Below are 18,169 nucleotides of genomic sequence, written 5' to 3' on the forward strand. Positions count from 1 at the left end.
CCGGCGTCGCCACGCCTGCCGCTGCCGCCGGCCCCGACTGCCCGGTCCTCGTCCAGTGGTGCTGACCCCTCGCTGACCAGCGAGACCTAACCGACGCGCCCCGCGCGCTCGGCGTGCAGGTCTCGTAGTACCGCTGCCTCGGTCGTCTTCCAGTTCTTGAAGAGGTAGCGGTTCGCGACAACCGGCGTGATTGCGCTGATCACGTCCGGCTTGTCGTCGATGAAGTGCGTGATGCCGAGCTCGGCGCAGTGGATCGCCTTCTGCGGGCGCCGCAGGCAGAAACGGACGTTGCCCTCGGCAACTCCTGTGCGCTCCCAGAAGCGATGGTGCGCAAGCCACTCCAGTGAGCGTTGCTGGACCCGCGGTCCGCACTTCGACACCAACCAGGTCTCGTCGAAGAGCGGCACCAGCCGCGCGAGCGCCTCGAAAGCACCTGGTACTGCGGGCGTCCGCAGCATGGCTGCTGTGTCCCCGGAGAAGAACGACGTGTCATCGGGCCCGGATGATCCGTCGATGATCACCCGTCCGATGTCGATTCCCAATCTGTTCATGTCTCCAGCGTCGGCCGCAGTAGTTATCCAGCAGAACTAGTTCTTATCGACATAGCTATAGTTTCTGTTGATGGAGTTGGTGGCGGAGGATCTGCAGGCGTTTGCGGTGTTTGCTGAGCATCGCAACTTCACGCGTGCGGCTGAGGAGTTGCATGTCAGTCAGCCGGCCCTGCACACGCGCATCCGGAAGTTGGAAGCGCGGCTGGGTGAGCGGCTGTATGTGAAGCAGGGCCGGCAACTGCTGTTGACCGGCGCCGGGGAGCGGCTGGCGGCTTTTGCGAACGACGCGAAGGACCGGGCAGCAGACTTCCTGCGCACGCTGGACAACGCCCCGCCTCGACCGCTGGTGCTGATCGCCGGCTCTGGTGCCTACCTGTACCTGCTCGGCGACCAACTCCGCCGCTACCTCACCCGCGGACGCGAGCTCCGGCTGCGGACCGGCGATGCCGGGGCGACGCTGGACGCGGTCCGGGACGGATCGGCGGACGTCGGCGTCACCGCGCTCGGCATCCCGCCCGACGATCTGGACTGCACGCTGCTCGTGCAGGTCCCGCAGGTGCTGATCGTTCCGAAGGCCCACCGGCTCGCGCAGCGTCGTACCGTGCGGTTGAAGGATCTGCAGGACGAGGCGCTCGTCGTACCGCCCAAAGATCGGCCGCATCGGCAGCAGTTGGAGCGGAGCATGCTCGACCAGGGGATCCGGTGGTCCGTCGCGGTCGAGGCGGAAGGGTGGGAACTGCTGGTCCACTTCGTCCGTCTCGGTATCGGGCCGGCAGTCGTCAACGGGTCCGTGCGGACGACCGCCGCGCTCCGGAAGATCCCCGTGAAAGACCTTCCGCCCGTGCGGTACTACGTCGTGTCGCGGCCGGACCGGGATGAGCGGGTGGAGGAGCTGATGAGGATGCTGACGTGAGTCGCGACAGTCGAGCGATCTCCAGGCTGCTCCGCCACACCGCGGGTGAGCGTGGCCTCACGATGAGTGCGGACGGCTGGGCGGCGATCGACGACGTACTGCGAGAACTCGCCATGGACCGCGCCGCCCTGGACAAGGCGGTCGAGGAGAACGACAAGCAGCGGTTGCAGGTCGACGGCGACCGGATCCGCGCGTGTCAGGGGCATTCGCTCGAAGGGATGCCGGTGACACGTGAAGCCTTGGAGAACAGTTGGGAACGCGTGCACCCCGACCAGCTGCTCTGGCACGGCACCACCCGCGCCGCGCTGACGGCGATCCGGCGGGAAGGTTTGCGCGCCGGACGGCGTACACATGTGCATCTCGCGCCGTCGAAGGACAGTCCGGTCGGGCGGCGCGCACGCGTAGAAGTCTTGCTGGGTGTGGATTCCGGCAATCTCGCGGTCTTTCGGGCGCCCAACGGAGTGTTACTGACGCGGGAGGTACCTGTGGATGCGATCGTTAGGACCGACGCGGTCCACTGAGGCTGGTGGTCTGGAGGCTAGGCTCGGGACCGATTCGTCATCGAGAACTTGGGAGTCAATGTGGCCACCATCGAGGCCGTCGGCGCCCGCGAGATCCTCGACTCGCGCGGCAACCCCACTGTCGAGGTCGAGGTTCTGCTCGACGACGACACCGTCGCCCGGGCGGCCGTCCCGTCGGGCGCGTCCACCGGTCAGTTCGAGGCCGTCGAGCTGCGTGACGGCGACAAGGAGCGGTACGGCGGCAAGGGTGTCCAGAAGGCGATCACCGCGATCCTGGAGGACATCGACAAGGAGATCGTCGGGTACGACGTCCACGAGCAGCGGCTGATCGACCAGGCCCTGCTCGACCTGGACGGCACCCCGAACAAGGCCAAGCTCGGCGCGAACGCCATCCTCGGCGTCAGCCTCGCGGTCGCCAAGGCGGCCGCGGACAGCTCCGGCCTGCCGCTGTTCCGCTACGTCGGCGGCCCGAACGCGCACGTCCTGCCGGTGCCGATGATGAACATCCTGAACGGCGGCGCGCACGCGGACAGCAACGTCGACGTGCAGGAGTTCATGATCGCGCCGATCGGCGCCGCGACGTACGGCGAGGCGCTGATGCAGGGCGCGACCGTCTACCACGCGCTGAAGGCGGTGCTGAAGGAGCGCGGCCTGTCCACCGGTCTCGGCGACGAGGGTGGTTTCGCGCCGAACCTGGCCAGCAACCGTGAGGCCCTCGACCTGATCGCGGTCGCGGTCGACAAGGCCGGTCTGCAGCTCGGCAAGGACATCGCGCTGGCGATGGACGTCGCGGCGAGCGAGTTCCACACCGACGGCGTGTACGCGTTCGAGGGCGGCAAGAAGTCCGCGGACGAGATGATCGCCTACTACGCCGACCTGGTCGCGTCGTACCCGATCGTCTCGATCGAGGACCCGCTGAACGAGGAGGACTGGGACGGCTGGAAGAGCCTGACCGGTCAGCTCGGCGACAAGATCCAGATCGTCGGCGACGACCTGTTCGTCACCAACGTCGAGCGGCTGCAGCGCGGCATCACCGAGAGGGCGGCGAACAGCCTGCTGGTCAAGGTGAACCAGATCGGCTCGCTGAGCGAGACCCTGGACGCCGTCGACCTGGCCCACCGCAGCGGTTTCACCTGCATGATGAGCCACCGCTCCGGCGAGACCGAGGACACCACGATCGCCGACCTCGCGGTCGCGACCAACTGCGGCCAGATCAAGTCCGGCGCCCCGGCCCGGTCCGACCGCACCGCGAAGTACAACCAGCTGCTCCGGATCGAGGAGGAGCTCGACGACGCGGCGACGTACGCCGGTCGCTCGGCCTTCCCGCGTTTCCAGGGCTGATCGCAGGAGGACCCAGGTATGCCGTCCCGTCGGGAATCCGGTGCACGCCCCGGCTCGCGTCCGTCGAGCCGGACCCAGTCGCGTCCACCGGCCCGGCGGGGCGACCAGCCCAAACGCCGTACGGCGGGAACCCAGCCGGAGCCGGCGCGGACCAGGGGTTCGCGCAACCTGACCGGGCGGGCGGCCGTCGTACTGCTCGTCCTCGGAGCGTTGATCGTGTCGTACGCGCAGAGCCTGCGGGTGTGGTTCGACCAGCACCAGCAGGTCAGCGCGCTGCAGCAGGAGATCCGCGACCGGGAGAAGCGGGTCGGCGAGCTGAACGACGAGATCGCCCGCTGGGACGACGATGCGTACGTGAAGGCGCAGGCGCGGCAGCGGCTCGGCTGGGTGATGCCGGGTGAGGTCGGGTACCGCGTGATCGGCGCGGACGGGAAACCGGTCGGCGCCCCGCCGGAGCCGTCGACGCCGTCGGACGGCGCGACGGACACGCAGAAGCCGACCTGGTACACGAAGCTGTGGGGGAGCGTCGAGGGCGCCGGCAAACCGCCGGTGGCCGCGACGCCGACGCCGGCCAAGCCCACCCCGAAGCCGATCATCACGCCCTCACCTAAGGTGACCAGGTGAGCGTCAGCCCCGCCGATCAAGAAGCAGTCAGCAAACAGCTCGGCCGTACTGCGCGCGGCATCCGCTCGATCGCGCATCGCTGCACCTGCGGCCTCCCGGACGTGGTCGAAACCGAGCCGCGGTTGCCGGACGGCACGCCGTTCCCCACCACGTACTACGTGACGTGCCCGCGCCTCGCGTCCGCGATCGGGACGCTCGAGGCCTCCGGCATGATGAAGGAAATGACGGACCGCCTGGCGGAGGACGCGGACCTGGCCGCCCGCTATAGGGCCGCCCACGAGGCGTACCTCGCTCACCGCGAGTCGATCGAACACGTCGAGGAAATCGCCGGCATCACAGCCGGCGGCATGCCGACGCGGGTGAAGTGCTTGCACGTGCTCGTGGGTCACTCGCTGGCCGCCGGTCCCGGTGTGAACCCGCTGGGCGACGAGGCACTGGAAGCTCTGGACGACTGGGGCCGTCGGGGCCCGTGTGTCTGAGCGGGTTGCGGCGATCGATTGTGGGACCAACTCGATCCGGCTGTTGATTGCCGATCTGGTGGACGGGCAGCTGGTCGAGGTCGATCGCCGAATGACGATCGTCCGCCTTGGTCAGGGTGTTGACGCCACCGGAGCCTTCGCTCCCGAGGCTCTGGCTCGCGTCTTCAAGGCGACTGAAGACTTCGCAGCTCAGCTCCAGTCCAGAGCCGTCACCAGGCTCCGTTTCGTCGCCACCTCCGCCGCCCGCGACGTCAGCAACCGCGACGAATTCCTCGCCGGCATCGAAGAGCGCCTCGGCGTACGCCCCGAGATCATCTCCGGCCGTGAGGAGGCCGAGCTCAGCTTCCGCGGCGCCACCACCTCCCTCGACCTCCCCGCGCCGTACCTGGTAGCCGACATCGGTGGCGGCTCCACCGAACTCGTCCTGGGCGACGCGAACGGCGTACGAGCAGCCGAATCCCTCGAAATCGGCTCCGTCCGCCTCACCGAACGCCACGTCACCACCGACCCGATCTCCCCGGCCGAGCTGGCCGCCATCACCAAGGACATCGACGCCCTCCTCGACAGCACGACAGTCCCGCTGGCGGACACCCGCGCGCTGATCGCAGTAGCCGGCACCGCCACGACCGTGGCCGCGGTCGCCCTCGATCTCCCGGAGTACGACCGGGATGCCGTCCATCACGCCCACCTGACCGCTGCCGACGTACGCCGGACCACTACCTGGCTGACCACATCCACCCGCGCCGAACGATCCGCCGTACGCTCCATCCACCCCGGCCGAGTAGACGTCATCGGCGCGGGCGCCCTCATCCTGCAAAGGCTCACCGACCGGCTCCCGGTCGACGCCCTGACAGTCTCCGAACACGACATCCTCGACGGAGTGGCACTGTCCCTCGAATGATCCCGCAGCCGAGTTTTGCCGACGAACGGCATGGGTAAATGAGCTGACCAGGAGGTATTGCCGCGACGGCGGGGGGACAAATGAACGCGTCGCCAGGGGGAAAGGCTCTGATCCAGTCCGTCGATCCGAGGCGGTTGGCCCGCGGAGCGATCGTCGGCACGCTGACGCTGGAATTGATTCTCCTGTTCTCCGCGGGCACCACCAACGCATTCACCGCGCGGCAATTGCCGAGTCACGTGCTGGCAGTGATCGTCGGAACGCTCGGCGGCTGGATCTTCGAACTGTTCCGGCAGTTGCTGTCGGCGACGTCCGACTCGTTGACCGAACTCGGCAGGCTCAACGCGAGTCTCGGCGCGCTGACCGAGCGCATCGACTACCAAGAGACGGCCTTGGGCATGCTGACCAGTTGTCCACGCCACAACGAGGCGCTGACGAAGTTGATCCGGTCCTCGATGAGCGACAACTTCAGGAACATTCCGTACGTCGGGCCCGCCGACTACCTCGGCTACTTGCAGAGTGCGATCGAGCATTCGGACGGGTACGAGGGAATTCAGCGAAACACGCTGCGCTGGTACAAGCAACGCGGCGGAACGGCATATCTCATGGAACTGAAGAGCAAGCGGATGAGGTTCAAAACGCGGCTCTTCGTGATCGACGACGCTGACGTCGATCAGATGGAGCACGACCTCGCCGATCAGGAGCTCCTGAAGTACTACTGGGAACACACCGGAGATGTCGCCAGCTACTGGATCACGGTCACGGACTATCGGCGCAACTATCCTGCGCTGGCCGTTCCCCGCGACTTCGCCCTGTACGACCACACGCTGCTGATCTCGTACGACGAAGGCAAGCAGATCCTTTCGTTCGACGTACTGGATTCCGGAAGTTCGGCGGAGTCGCAGATCTTCCGGACGCTGGGCGAACTCACCCGCCACCACGACGCAGCTTTCCGCACTGTCCCGTATGCCAGTTCGCCGGCCGACGGCCTGGCGCCGCACAGCGTCACCGGACCGTGAATCGGCCCGGAATCCTCAGGCCTGGTGGGAGCGGACGCCGTCGAGGGCGATGGTGAGGACTCGGTCGCGTTGGGCCTGGTCTACGAAGCCGGCGGCGGTGAGGCCGCTGACCATGCGGAGGAGATCGTCGAACGAGACGTCCTTGCGGGCCTCGCCGGCCTCCTGGGCTCGCTCGAACAGCGGTGTCCCGGCGGCATACATCGCCGCGCGCGCCGCCTTGAAGCTCTCGGTCTCGCGGTTCAGGGACTCCCAGATCGCGCGCTTGGTCGCGGCGTACTCGACGAAGCGGTGCAGCCACGTCGTCAGTGCGTCCCACGGCGGTAGGTCGGCCACCTTCTCCGCCGCGATGCACAGCTCCTCGATCTCGCCGAAGTACACCGCGTTGAGCAGGTCCTGACGGTTCGGGAAGTTGCGGTACAGCGTGCCGATGCCGACACCGGCCTGGCGGGCGATGTCCTCGAGCGACGCGTCGACGCCCTTGGAGGCGAACGCGTCCCGGGCAGCGACGAGCAGCGCGTCGAAATTCCGCCGCGCGTCCGCCCGCTGCGGCCGCCGTACGTCGACCTGCAAAGCCGGCCTGCTCTGCTCGCTCACCATTCGATCACCTTAGCCAGTTGTTACCGGAGGCATACCTCCGTTATAGTGGAGGCACACCTCGACTTTACCAGGCCGGGGACTCCCGCGCCGTCGTACGGCGCGATCACACCCCTTTCGAAGGACTTCTGCATGCCTGTCATCAGGTCTGGAAACCCGCGACTGACGTTGGCGGTCCTCGCCACGGTCGTCGCATCGTTCTCGATGCTGCAGTCGCTGGTGAGCCCGGCGCTGCCCGTCATCCAGCACGACCTGCACACCACCCCGAGCACGGTCACCTGGGTCTTCACCGCGCTCCTGCTGTCCGTCTCGGTCGCAACGCCGCTCCTCGGCCGCATCGGCGACATGGTCGGCAAGGAGCGCACGCTGTTCATCGCCCTCGGCGCGCTCGCCGTGGGGTGCCTGATCGCGGCCCTCGCGCCGAACATCGGCGTACTGATCGCCGCCCGCGTCTTCCAGGGCGTCGGCGGGGCCGTGTTCCCGTTGGCGTTCGGGATCATCCGGGACGAGTTCCCGGCCGAGCGTGTGCCGTCCGTGGTCGGCGTGGTCTCCGCGATCATCGCCGCCGGTGGCGGGCTGGGGATCGTCCTGGCCGGCCCGATCGTGGAGTGGCTCGGCTGGCGCTGGCTGTTCTGGATCCCGATGGCGGTCGTCACCGTGTCGACCCTGCTGGTACGCCGGTACGTCCCGGAATCGCCGAATCGCGTAGCCGGCCGAATCGACTGGCTCGCCGCCGCCTTCCTGTCCGGCTGGCTGATCGCCCTGCTGCTCCCGCTGAGCACCGGCCGCACGTGGGGCTGGGGCTCGTTCCGTACCGTTGGCCTGTTCGTACTGGCCGTCGTGCTGCTCGTCGGCTGGATCACCGTTGAGTTGCGCTCGCGGAACCCGCTCATCGACATGCGGATGATGCGCCGCCCGGCGGTGTGGACGACGAACCTCGTGGCGCTGCTGTTCGGCGCGGCGATGTTCGCGGTGTACGCGTTCGTACCTCAGTTCCTGCAGATCCCGAAGGCCGCTGGGTTCGGCTTCGGGGCGAGCGTGACACAGGCCGGCCTGCTGATGCTGCCGATGCTGGTGACGATGGCGGTCACCGGGTCGCTGAGCGGTCCGCTCGCACCGCGGTTCAACGTGAAGGCACAGGTCGTTTCCGGTTCGGCGCTCAGCTTGGTTGCGGCGCTGATCTTCGCGGAGTTCCACGACCAGCAGTGGCAGGTCGCGGTGTCGACGGCCCTGTTCGGCATCGGGCTGGGTCTCGCCTACGCGTCGATGACCAGCCTGATCGTCCAGAACGTCCCACGCGAGCAGACGGGTGCGGCCACCGGCATGAACACCAACATCCGCACCATCGGCGGCTCCATCGGTACGGCGCTGGCCAGCTCGATCATCACCGGCCACCTCCAGCCATCAGGCCTCCCCGCCGAATCCGGCTTCACCGACACGTTCCTCCTCCTATCCGCCTTCGCCGCCGCAGCCGTCGTACTGGCCCTGGCAATCCCCACCCCCCGCCGTACCCGGGCCATCCAGGCAGCCCCAGAACCCCTCCCAGAAAAACTGGTCGCGTAACCGAGTGCCTTTGCGGAAACAATTGGTCGCCCACTGCCAACTACCTTCCGCAAAGGCCAGCCGCTCTGTCCTTAGGGTGGGGGGATGAAGCTTCCGCATCCGTTGACCGGGCAGTTGTTCGATAGCCCGGTGCCGCCCGGGACCGGCTGGCCGGAGGATCCCGCCGTACGGCGTACTCCGGTGGCGCATGACCCGGCCGAGGTCGTGCGGCTCGCGGCGACCGACGATCTGCACGAGCTGGAAGCGCGAGTGTCTGTGTGCCGTGCTTGTCCTCGGCTGGTGGAATGGCGGGAAGATGTTGCTGTCGGCAAGCGAAAGTCGTTCGCCGACCAGCCGTACTGGGGCCGGCCGATCCCCGGGTGGGGAGACCCAGCCCCGCGCATCCTCATCGCAGGACTCGCCCCCGCGGCGAACGGCGGTAACCGCACCGGCCGCGTCTTCACCGGCGACCGCTCCGGCGACTGGCTGTTCGCGTCGCTCTATCGGGTAGGTCTCGCCAATCAACCCACCAGCGAACACGCCGGCGACGGCCTCCGTCTGACCGGCGCCCGCATGATCGCCGCCGTCCGCTGCGCGCCGCCCGCCAACAAACCCACGCCTGAGGAACGCGACAACTGCGCTCCGTGGTTCCGTCGCGAACTGGAGCTGTCCCTCGCGACTACGCGAGCGATCGTGTGCCTGGGCAAGTTCGGGTACGACGCCCTGCTCAACGGTCTGGCCTCGCTGGGCGCAACCGTCCCACGACCGCGTCCCAAGTTCGGTCACGCCGTGGAGCACCAAATCCCAACCCCACAAGGCGAAATCACCGTCCTTGGCTGCTTCCACCCCAGCCAGCAGAACACCTTCACCGGCAAACTCACCGAGCCCATGCTCGACGCCGTCCTGATCCGTGCCAAGTGGCTGGCCGGGTTATCCACAGAGCCGCAGGAGTGAGGTTGACCCGGATGGCGAAGGTGGTGGAAGCTCCCGGCATGTCTCCGAAGCGGGTGTTCACATGACCGGTGGGAATCTGCCCGAGCAGTCCCGCGGACGTCCCGCCACGCGTCGCGAGGCGGGCGGTCTGGAGCGTTCGACCGCCACGCCGCAGCTGCCCGGAGCCCATGAGGCAGCGGATATGAACTTCGTCCCGTCCCCGGACCGGTTCCACTTCTGGGACGAGCTCCACGACGACGTCAAGGCGTACGTCGAGCGCAAGGTGGGGCCGAGGATCGACTGGTGGGCCGACCGCCACAAACGGGAACGCGATCGCCCGTACGCCGTCGTTCTCGGCCCGAACGGTCTGGCCGTGACGACTCCACGCGTTAATGCGCAGGGCCAACGCACCCAGAGCGTGCGCCTCGACCCGTTCGTCCCGTCAAGCCTCAAGCACGCCGTCGTACAGCAACAACCGACCAAACCACGAGGTGCCCTACGCAACCTCGTCCCAGGCCGAGCCGGCACCACACCCGGGCCCTCTGCCCCACCCCCACAACTGAACCTCACCCAAGACATGCGCGGCTTCCTGGGCAATCTCCCTCTGGAAGCCCAACACCGCCTCCAAACACCCTTCCTGGGAAGCCAACCCGTCAAGCACTACCTGTCCTACGCCTACGGCACCGACGAGGACTACGACGCCTGGTGCTACCTGGCCGGCACCCACACGGTCACCTTCGCCTCCGGCCACTGCACCCGCCCCCCAGGCACACCCCCAACCCAAGCCACCTGGCACCTAACCTGCTACCAGGCCGACATCGCCCGCTGACCCGCAGTACCACCGAGGGCCGTTGTCAAGCGTTCTGCTCGTCTCGCCAGGCGATCCACTGGCGAGCCGTGTCGAGGTCGTAGTCGGGGCCGCCGGTCGAGGTCGTGAACAGACTGACGCCGAGTTCGCGCAACGCTGGACCGGACTCGCGGGGATCGCCTCCGACGTGGACGGAGTACTCGATGGTCGACGGATCGCGGCCGATCTCGGCGCAGTACTTCCGCAGCAGGCCCAGCTTGCGGACCAGGTCGTCGCCCTCGGCGAAGGTGTTCCAGATGTCGGCGTGCTCGGCGACGATCCGGAGCATCTTCTGTTCGCCGCCGCCCGCGATCAGGATCGGCATCCGGCCGACCGGCGGCGGGTTCAGCGCAGCCAGGCGCTTCTTGATCCTGGGCAGGGATTCGGCCAGGTCGGCGACGCGGCGCCCGGCCGACGGGAACTCATATCCGTACTCGAGGAACTCACGCTCCTTGAACCCGGCTCCGACACCGAGGATCACCCGCCCGTCGCTGATGTGGTCGACGGTCCGCGCCATGTCGGCCAGTAGGTCGGGGTTGCGATAACTGTTGCAACTGACCAGCCCCCCGAGCTCGACGCGCGAAGTCTGCTCAGCCAGCGCGGCAAGCGCCGTCCACCCCTCGAAGTGCTTGCCCTCAGCATCCTTCCCGAGCGGGAAGAAGTGATCCCAGGTGAACAAGGCGTCCGCCCGGAGCTCTTCAACCTCAGCAGCCGCGCGACGGATATCCACGTAATCGGCACGCTGCGGCGCCAACTGCACACCGATCCGGACCGCTCTCACGAAATCCGCCCCCATCTCGCCTGAAACAAACACCCGACCCTAGGCGACAACAGGTCCACTCCGCACGCGAACTGTGCCCGCGACGGGACCGGCGAGCCTTCACGAGACGGTTCGGGGGCCGAGACGGAAGCCCATGGGGGAGTGCTCGCCACCACCGCGTGCGGTGCCCGGGACGGGATTCGAACCCGTATGCCTTTCGGCTGCGAGGTTTAAGTTTGATCAGCTCCTGTCCGGGGTGGTTCGCGACGGTCCGCGTTGCGCTCGCCGTCTGGATGCTGCACCTCTGCGAACGTTGGCGGATCAAGGTGAACTGCAACTACCGATGCAACTATGAACATAGACACCTGACTACTTCCATGCCATGGGCGAGGGTCACTGTCGCGCTCGTCGCCGTGAGCCTCGTATGCCCTGTAGCGCAAGGGATTGCCGCTCCCCTGGTTGGCGCTAGTTGGGCCTCGTTGAGGGCCGTTGTTGCGCCTGTTCGGCTTTCAGATCTCTCCCACTTGGCTGGACGATCCGCTGGCCTGCCGACACCTTGCCTCCCACTGCTGGCTATGGCTCGGGCCAGGGTCTGGGCTGGTGGCCCCACCGGACCTGTGAGTGGGTCTGGCAAACGAGGCGGCGAGCGGTGGGTCTGCGAGATCGCCGATCCGGGGAACGGAATCCGGGCGAACAAGCACCTTCCGTTGAGCAAGCCGGTGCTGCGGTCCGCGCCGGAGATCAGTTTCGAGGCCGGGATCGCACCCGAGTTCATCAAGTCCGCTAGATTCACCGGTAAGTGGGGATGGCAAGGCCCCACGATCGAGAATCCGGGGTTCGCAGGACGATGAACGGCCGAATCGACTATCACCAGGTGGCGCCGCTCACGGTCTGGCTCGACGGCAAGGAACAGCAGTGCTCCGTCGACAAGACCTCCACCACCGACTCCCACTGGACGCTGGTCCTGACAACGCCGGACGGCAGGACCTGGACCGGATCCGGCCAGGGGCTGTGGACCGCGTTCCTCGAGCTGCGACGTCAACTCGAGCCGGTCGGCTACAAGTTGTGTTGCGCGGGGGCGAAACTCGATGCCAACATGCGCGGTGGCCGATGGTCGGACGGCGACATCGTGGACCTTCTGAGCCGGCGGACCCTGCTCGGGTTCCGGCACAAGGCTTTCCTCTTCGACTACGCCCCACCCGCCAAGACCGCCACCGTCGACGAGCAGTCGGCCCGCTACGACCGATGGCTCGCCACTCCCTGGTGGCGAGCCCTGCTTCCCGGCGACCCCGTCCGCTGATGTCACTTCGTGCCATTTTGTTGACGCGAAGTGTGTGGGGTCAGTCAGCATCCATCTCACTGTGGTCGGCCTGTAAGGTCTTGTCACGGACCTGCTCTTTGGCTGGCGCGGCCGGGTTCGTCGGTGGGTGGTTGCAACTAGCAGTGCAACTGTCGCGGCTGTAGCTAAGTCGCGGCTTAGGTCACAGTTCGTGATACCTGCAGGTCAGAGGTCAGTGCCCGGGACGGGATTCGAACCCGTATGCCTGTTAGGGCCGCGAGGTTTAAGCTCGCTGCGTCTGCCGTTCCGCCACCCGGGCGTCGGGACGAGAGTACTAGGGGCCGAGCACCTGCTCGCTACGGCGTGGGACGAGGAGGCAGGCCCGGTTACTGGTAGTTCTTCCGGGGGTAGACGGCGTGGGCGCCGGCGACCCGGTCGAGGAAGAGTTTGCCGTTGCAGTGGTCGATCTCGTGCTGGAGGGCTCGAGCTTCGAAGGCGTCGGTGGTGATGGTCACCGGGTCAGTGGTCCCAGGGAGTACGCCGCGCACGGTCAGCCGGGTCGCCCTTTTGACGTCACCGGTGAAGTCGGGGACGGACATGCACCCCTCACGCGCCTTCTCGTTGCGAGAAGCCTCGAGGACGACGGCGTTGCAGAGGACGAACACCCCATGACAAGTACGAGTCTTCGGGTGATCGCTCACATCCAGCGAGAACATCTGCGCCGCGACCCCGACCTGCGGTGCGGCCAGCCCGACGCACCCGGGGGAGACCCGCATCGTCGCCACCAGGTCGGCCGCCAACTGGATCACGAACGGGTCGAGCGGGTCCACGGAGGCGCCTTCAGCGGCCAGCACAGGATGGGGCGCCCGGACGACGTCCAGGACCTGGCCCTCGACATCAAGCAGCTTGGGCGACCAGGAGGAGATCACAGGTCGTCGCTCTCCGCCGGGCGCAGGGTGACGCCGACCCCGAGCTCCTCGGCGGTGATCTCGAGCGCCCGGTCCAGCATCTCCAGCTCCGCGGACGGCGGCAGTTCGACCTCCGCGGTCAACACGTACAGCCCGCCGCTCAGCCGTGTCGCGAGATCCGTGATCGTCCCGCCGGCCGCCGCGATCATCCGCGTCACCGCGGCCACGATCCCGGGCCGGTCGGCGCCGTGCACACTCAGCATGTACGGCGCGCCGATCGGCGCGTGCTCGTGCTCGGGCCCCATCGCCCGCACCGTGATGACCAGCTCGCCCTGCAGCGGCTCCAGCGCCGCCTCCACCTCGTCGATCGGTCCCGCGCAGACGATCATCATCGCGAAATGGCCGCGCAGCAGCGTCATCGTGGAGTCCTCGAGGTTGACCCCGGTGCCGACCAGGGCCCCGGTGACGTCCGCGATGATGCCCGGGCGGTCCGGGCCGATGACGGTGACAGCGAGCTGACTCATGCCCGGCAACCTACCGTTGACCTAAGTACCGCAAGGAAGCGACTTCGGTATCCGGACAACCCAACGACCCCGGAAAACGCTTACGCACCGCTACATTCGGACCATGAAGGAGCTCTTCCGCCGGAGTAGACGCGACTGGATCGTGGACAGTCTCGTCTTCGTGGTGGCGGTGTCGACGGGGCTCCTGCTGTATGAGGCGGGCAGCAAGGACCCGATCAGCCCGGGTCTGCTCGCGATCGACTTCTGGGTCGGGATGGCGCTGTGCGTCACGCTCTGGTTCCGCCGGCGCTGGCCGGTCCAGCTCGCGATCATCGGCGCCGCCGTGTCGACGTTCTCGGACACGGCCGGGACGGCCGCCCTGATCCTGATCCTCACCGTGGCGATCCATCGCCCGCTGCGGACGACCGTGCTGATCTTCGGGGTGAACGCGATCAGCCTGGCCGCCTACATCAAGATCCGGGACAAGCCGGACGACCCGGTGGCCATCGTGATCGCCGCGGTCGCTTTGTACGCCGCCGTGGCCGGCTGGGGCCTCTACGTCCGATCGCGCCGCCAGCTCCTGCAGACGCTCCGGGACCGCGCCGATCGCGCCGAGACCGTCGCGAGGCTCGAGGCCGAGCAGGGCCAGCTCCGCGCCCGCGAGGAGATCGCCCGCGAGATGCACGACGTACTCGGGCATCGGCTGTCCCTGCTCAGCGTGCACGCCGGTGCGCTCGCGTACCGCCCCGACGCGTCCGCGGACGAGGTCGCCGGTGCCGCCGAGATCATCCGGGCCAGCGCGCACCAGGCGCTGCAGGATCTGCGCGAGGTGATCGGCGTACTGCGGGCTCCCGTCGGCGAGCTCCCGCAGCCGGCGTTCTCCGATCTGCCGGCCCTCGTCGACGGCTCCCGCGAGGCGGGCATCCCCGTCGACCTGACCCTTGACGCGCCGGGCGCGATGCCCGAGCACGTCGGGCGTACGGCGTACCGCATCGTGCAGGAAGGCCTCACGAACGCGGTCAAGCACGCGCCGGGCGAACCGGTGACGATCAGCGTGACCGGTGCCCCCGGCAACGGATTGTCGGTCGAGCTGCGCAATCCCGCGCCCGACCGCAGACGAGGAGACGGCCAAGGTTTGAAGGGACTCACCGAACGCGCCGCCCTGGTCGAAGGCCGGATCGAACACGGCCGGACCCCCGAAGGCGATTTCCGCCTCTACGCCTGGCTACCGTGGCCATCGTGACCATTCGGGTGCTGATCGTCGACGACGATCCGTTGTTGCGGGCCGGGCTGAAGTTGATGCTGGGTGGTGCGCAGGACATCCGCGTGGTCGGTGAGGCCGGCGACGGGTCCGGCGTCCAAGGGCTGATCGATCGGCTCGCTCCGGACGTGATCCTGATGGACATCCGGATGCCCGGCACCGACGGCCTGACCGCGACCGAGACGGTACGACGACGTCCGGGCGCGCCCGAGGTCGTGATCCTGACCACCTTCGACGCCGACGAGCACGTACTCCGGGCGCTCCGCGCCGGCGCGGCCGGGTTCGTCCTGAAGGACACCCCACCCGGCGAGATCGTCGAGTCGGTACGCCGGGTCGCGGCCGGCCAGCCCGTGCTCTCGCCGGCCGTCACCAAACGCCTCATCACCCGCGTCGCCGACTCGGGCCAGGACAGTCGCAAGGTCAAGGCCGTCGCCCGGCTCGCCGGCCTGAACGACCGCGAACGCGAGATCGCCGTCGCCGTGGGGGAGGGGAAGTCGAACGCCGAGATCAGCGCGACGCTCTACCTCAGCGTCCCGACGGTGAAGACGCACGTCTCCCGCATCCTCACCAAGCTCGACCTGAACAACCGCGTCCAGATCGCGCTGCTGGTCCACGACGCGGACCTGCTGCACTGAGAAGGCCGGCCCCCGGCGAGTCGAGGGCCGGCCGATCAGGTGGTTACGACTGCGTCGCCCTGCGGAACTCCTCATTCGGGGTCTGCAGGCTGCCAAGGCTGGTGACCTCGCGGCGGAAGAACAGCGCCAGCGTCCAGTCGAGGATGACGCGGGCCTTCCGGTTCAGGGTGGGGACGCGGGACACGTGGTACGTCCGGTGCAGGAACCAGGCCAGCCAGCCCTTCACCTTCACGCCGTACAGCTGGGCGACGCCCTTGTGCAGGCCGAGGCTCGCGACCGAGCCGACGTACTTGTGCCGGTAGTCCTGCGGCGGCTGGCCGTCGATCACCCGGAGGATGTTCGCGGCGAGCTGGTGCGCCTGGCGGACGGCGTGCTGCGCGTTCGGGGCGCAGTACGCGCCGGTGTCGCTGGTCAGGTCCGGTACGGCGGCGTTGTCGCCGGCGGTCCAGGCGTCGTCGACGCCCTCGATCCGCAGGTTCGCCAGCGTCTTGATCCGGCCCTTCTCGTCCAGCGGGAAGTCGGTCGCGGCCAGCGCCGGGTTCGCCTTCACGCCGGCGGTCCAGACGATCGTGTCCGCGTCGAACTCCTCCCCGTCGCTGAGGATCACGTGGCCCTTCTCGCAGGACTCCAGCCGGGTCTCCAGCTTGATGTCCATGTTGCGCTTGCGGAGCTGGTCCACGGTGTACCGGCCGAGTTCCTCACCGACCTCGGGCAGGATCCGCCCGGTGGCCTCGACCAGGACCCAGCGCATGTCCTCGGGCTCGATGTTGTCGTAGTAGCGGGTGGCGTAGCGGGCCATGTCCTCGAGTTCCGCGAACGCCTCCACACCGGCGTACCCGCCGCCGATGAAGACGAACGTCAGCGCGGACTTGCGCAGCACCGGGTCGGGCTGCGACGACGCGACGTCGAGCCGGTCGAGGACCTTGTTGCGCAGCGCGATCGCTTCCTCGACGTTCTTGAACCCGGTGGCCTCGTCGGCCAGGCCGGGGATCGGCAGGGTCCGGGCGATCGAGCCGAGCGCGACGACGATCTGGTCGTAGGCGAGCTCGTACTCCGGGCCCTCCTCGGGCATCACCTTGGCGACCTTGTGCGCGTGGTCGATACCGGTCACGCGGCCGGTCACCACCCGGCAGCCCTTGAGGGTCTTGCGCAGCGGCACGACGACGTGCCGCGGCTCCACCGAGCCGGCCGCGGCCTCGGGCAGGAACGGCTGGTAGGTCATCACCGAGCGCGGGTCGACCACCGTCACGCGGATCCGGCCCTTGCGGGCGGCGCGACGCAGGCCGTACGCGGTGTACATCCCGACGTAACCGCCTCCGACGACGAGGATGTGCGGTACCTGGGCTGTCATGCGGTTCACTCCTCCTGAGTGGTTCTCCGACTTCATGTTCACTTCAACGCTAAGCGCTCGTGAAACATTTCACAAACCCTCCCGCGAGTGATCTCACCCACCGAACATCCCCCACCCGAGGGACCTCTCATCCCCTCATGGTCGCCCCGGGACCACCGCCCGGCCAGTGCCCAACCCCACCGTCACAGAACCGCAAGCCCCCCTCGGTCCCATCGCATAACATCCTCGGCGCCGTCCTCGCCGGTCTTGGTGAAGCCGAGGCGGTCGTAGAGGCGGCGGGCGTCGAGGTTGTCGCGTTCGACGTGCAGTTCGAGCGGTACGCCGCGGGTTGCCGCCTCGGACTGCAGCTCGGTGATGATGGCTGTGCCGATGCCGTGGTTCTGGGCGTTGGGGTAGAGCTGGATGCCGTTCAGCTCGACGGATTCCGGCGTACGGGTGATGCGCAGGCGGCCGACGCGTCGGCCTTCGAGCTCGATGACGTTGAGGTCGGTTGTCGGGTCGTCGATCGACTCGAGGCTCCACTCCTCGAAGCCGCCGCGCCAGTCGGCCTCGTCGAAGTCCGCGGGCAACCGGCCCTGAGCGCGGGTTGCGGTGAGGCTCACGTCGGCGAGGAACGCGACGTCGTCTGGGACCGCTGGTCGGATGCGGTGCGGCGGGGGCGTCACTCGCCTACCTCGCCGTCGGTTGCTTCGCGGAGGAGATCGAGCTGGCCGAGGTGGCGGGCGGTTTCCTCGATGATGTGGGCCACGGCGTACCGGAGGTTGAACGACATACCGTCCGAGCGGGCTTTGTCGTCGAAGGACGCGGCGGCGGTGATCTCGCGGGAGCGGGCGCATTCGGTCCGGTATGCCGTCAGGATGCCCTCGACGGTGTCGTCGGGTGCGATCGGGAAGCAGCCGTGCGGGTCGTCCTCGGACCACGGCCACTCGAGGTCCAGGCCGGCGAAGTCGATGGAGAACCAGAAACGCTCGACCGCGGTGAGGTGTTTGACGATGCCGGCCGGCGTCAGCACGGACGGGTCGACGGGCCGGGCGAACGCTTGTCCCTCGGTCAGGCCGCTGAGCTTGAGTTCGACCGTCGCGCGGAGGAAGTCGAGCAGGCCGGTGAGCGTACTGCGTTCGTCGGCGTCCTCAGGTGGGCGGGTGCGAGTGATCTCGGGCATCCGCCAACGGTAGGCGCGACAGAGTTCCGCGAGAAGGGTTGCTCGGGA

At 67.8% G+C, this 18,169-nt stretch carries 21 protein-coding genes and 1 tRNA gene; 13 read left to right on the forward strand and 9 right to left on the reverse strand.

The window, feature by feature from the left end:
- Positions 1-86: 86 nt before the first annotated feature.
- A complete protein-coding gene (locus tag EV653_RS31185) occupies positions 87-551 on the reverse strand; it encodes a hypothetical protein (RefSeq protein ID WP_134108116.1) in 465 nt (154 codons plus the stop codon).
- A gap of 70 nt (positions 552-621) precedes the next feature.
- Here EV653_RS31185 and EV653_RS31190 point away from each other — a divergent pair, with 70 nt between their 5' ends.
- The 7 genes from EV653_RS31190 to EV653_RS31220 all read left to right on the forward strand — a co-directional run bounded on the left by EV653_RS31190 (position 622) and on the right by EV653_RS31220 (position 6,346).
- Positions 622-1,464 (forward strand): LysR family transcriptional regulator, encoded by an 843-nt coding sequence (locus EV653_RS31190; RefSeq protein WP_134108118.1) that lies wholly within the window; start codon positions 622-624, stop codon positions 1,462-1,464.
- Complete coding sequence (locus EV653_RS31195; protein WP_238160551.1) at positions 1,461-1,985, forward strand: RNA 2'-phosphotransferase; 525 nt, start codon at positions 1,461-1,463, stop codon at positions 1,983-1,985. Before EV653_RS31190 ends, EV653_RS31195 begins: the two co-directional genes overlap by 4 nt.
- A gap of 60 nt (positions 1,986-2,045) precedes the next feature.
- The gene (gene eno, locus EV653_RS31200; RefSeq protein ID WP_134108120.1) at positions 2,046-3,326 is read left to right on the forward strand and encodes a phosphopyruvate hydratase; all 1,281 of its coding nucleotides are present in this window, start codon (positions 2,046-2,048) and stop codon (positions 3,324-3,326) included.
- A gap of 18 nt (positions 3,327-3,344) precedes the next feature.
- Positions 3,345-3,950, forward strand: coding sequence for an FtsB family cell division protein (locus EV653_RS31205; protein ID WP_134108122.1), 606 nt, complete (start codon positions 3,345-3,347; stop codon positions 3,948-3,950).
- Positions 3,947-4,429, forward strand: a complete 483-nt coding sequence (locus EV653_RS31210) for a DUF501 domain-containing protein (protein ID WP_134108124.1) — start codon at positions 3,947-3,949, stop codon at positions 4,427-4,429. The genes EV653_RS31205 and EV653_RS31210 overlap by 4 nt, the downstream gene beginning before the upstream one ends.
- Positions 4,422-5,330, forward strand: coding sequence for a Ppx/GppA phosphatase family protein (locus EV653_RS31215; RefSeq protein ID WP_202871911.1), 909 nt, complete (start codon positions 4,422-4,424; stop codon positions 5,328-5,330). Before EV653_RS31210 ends, EV653_RS31215 begins: the two co-directional genes overlap by 8 nt.
- A gap of 80 nt (positions 5,331-5,410) precedes the next feature.
- Positions 5,411-6,346, forward strand: coding sequence for a hypothetical protein (locus EV653_RS31220; protein ID WP_134108126.1), 936 nt, complete (start codon positions 5,411-5,413; stop codon positions 6,344-6,346).
- A gap of 15 nt (positions 6,347-6,361) precedes the next feature.
- Here the strand turns inward: EV653_RS31220 and EV653_RS31225 are convergent, their stop codons facing one another.
- Positions 6,362-6,943, reverse strand: a complete 582-nt coding sequence (locus tag EV653_RS31225; RefSeq protein ID WP_134108128.1) for a TetR/AcrR family transcriptional regulator — start codon at positions 6,941-6,943, stop codon at positions 6,362-6,364.
- A 129-nt stretch (positions 6,944-7,072) separates the two neighbouring features.
- Here EV653_RS31225 and EV653_RS31230 point away from each other — a divergent pair, with 129 nt between their 5' ends.
- The 3 genes from EV653_RS31230 to EV653_RS31240 all read left to right on the forward strand — a co-directional run bounded on the left by EV653_RS31230 (position 7,073) and on the right by EV653_RS31240 (position 10,244).
- The gene (locus EV653_RS31230; protein WP_134108130.1) at positions 7,073-8,503 is read left to right on the forward strand and encodes an MFS transporter; all 1,431 of its coding nucleotides are present in this window, start codon (positions 7,073-7,075) and stop codon (positions 8,501-8,503) included.
- Positions 8,504-8,587: 84 nt separating this feature from the next.
- Complete coding sequence (locus EV653_RS31235) at positions 8,588-9,436, forward strand: uracil-DNA glycosylase (protein ID WP_134108132.1); 849 nt, start codon at positions 8,588-8,590, stop codon at positions 9,434-9,436.
- 61 nt (positions 9,437-9,497) lie between these two features.
- Positions 9,498-10,244: a hypothetical protein gene (locus tag EV653_RS31240; RefSeq protein ID WP_134108134.1), complete on the forward strand. Its 747-nt coding sequence runs from the start codon at positions 9,498-9,500 to the stop codon at positions 10,242-10,244.
- A 25-nt stretch (positions 10,245-10,269) separates the two neighbouring features.
- Here the strand turns inward: EV653_RS31240 and EV653_RS31245 are convergent, their stop codons facing one another.
- Entirely contained in the window at positions 10,270-11,043 is a 774-nt protein-coding gene (locus tag EV653_RS31245; protein WP_238160552.1) for an LLM class F420-dependent oxidoreductase, read from the reverse strand.
- Between the two features lie 826 nt (positions 11,044-11,869).
- On the opposite strand from EV653_RS31245, the gene EV653_RS31250 reads away from it, so the two are divergent.
- Complete coding sequence (locus EV653_RS31250) at positions 11,870-12,322, forward strand: hypothetical protein (protein WP_134108138.1); 453 nt, start codon at positions 11,870-11,872, stop codon at positions 12,320-12,322.
- 215 nt (positions 12,323-12,537) lie between these two features.
- On the opposite strand, the gene EV653_RS31255 is transcribed toward EV653_RS31250, so the two are convergent.
- From EV653_RS31255 to EV653_RS31265, 3 genes are all read right to left on the reverse strand, one after another.
- Positions 12,538-12,620 (reverse strand) — tRNA-Leu (locus EV653_RS31255).
- A 67-nt stretch (positions 12,621-12,687) separates the two neighbouring features.
- A complete protein-coding gene (locus EV653_RS31260; RefSeq protein ID WP_134108140.1) occupies positions 12,688-13,230 on the reverse strand; it encodes a peptide deformylase in 543 nt (180 codons plus the stop codon).
- Positions 13,227-13,733 carry a glycine cleavage system protein R gene (locus tag EV653_RS31265; protein WP_134108141.1) on the reverse strand — a complete coding sequence of 169 codons (507 nt, stop codon included), beginning with the start codon at positions 13,731-13,733 and terminating at the stop codon, positions 13,227-13,229. Before EV653_RS31265 ends, EV653_RS31260 begins: the two co-directional genes overlap by 4 nt.
- Positions 13,734-13,836: 103 nt before the next feature.
- On the opposite strand from EV653_RS31265, the gene EV653_RS31270 reads away from it, so the two are divergent.
- Together EV653_RS31270 and EV653_RS31275 are read left to right on the forward strand one after the other, a co-directional pair.
- Positions 13,837-14,955 (forward strand): sensor histidine kinase, encoded by a 1,119-nt coding sequence (locus EV653_RS31270; protein WP_134108143.1) that lies wholly within the window; start codon positions 13,837-13,839, stop codon positions 14,953-14,955.
- The gene (locus tag EV653_RS31275; protein WP_134108145.1) at positions 14,952-15,608 is read left to right on the forward strand and encodes a response regulator; all 657 of its coding nucleotides are present in this window, start codon (positions 14,952-14,954) and stop codon (positions 15,606-15,608) included. The genes EV653_RS31270 and EV653_RS31275 overlap by 4 nt, the downstream gene beginning before the upstream one ends.
- A gap of 43 nt (positions 15,609-15,651) precedes the next feature.
- Here EV653_RS31275 and EV653_RS31280 read toward each other — a convergent pair whose 3' ends face one another.
- The 3 genes from EV653_RS31280 to EV653_RS31290 form a co-directional block, all read right to left on the reverse strand.
- Positions 15,652-16,959 carry an NAD(P)/FAD-dependent oxidoreductase gene (locus EV653_RS31280; protein WP_134108147.1) on the reverse strand — a complete coding sequence of 436 codons (1,308 nt, stop codon included), beginning with the start codon at positions 16,957-16,959 and terminating at the stop codon, positions 15,652-15,654.
- A gap of 182 nt (positions 16,960-17,141) precedes the next feature.
- Positions 17,142-17,624 carry a GNAT family N-acetyltransferase gene (locus tag EV653_RS31285; RefSeq protein ID WP_134108149.1) on the reverse strand — a complete coding sequence of 161 codons (483 nt, stop codon included), beginning with the start codon at positions 17,622-17,624 and terminating at the stop codon, positions 17,142-17,144.
- Positions 17,621-18,121, reverse strand: a complete 501-nt coding sequence (locus tag EV653_RS31290; protein ID WP_134108151.1) for a DinB family protein — start codon at positions 18,119-18,121, stop codon at positions 17,621-17,623. Before EV653_RS31290 ends, EV653_RS31285 begins: the two co-directional genes overlap by 4 nt.
- Between the last annotated feature and the right edge of the window lie 48 nt (positions 18,122-18,169).

Origin of the sequence: Kribbella pratensis (assembly GCF_004365355.1) — a bacterium.
GTDB lineage: Bacteria > Actinomycetota > Actinomycetes > Propionibacteriales > Kribbellaceae > Kribbella.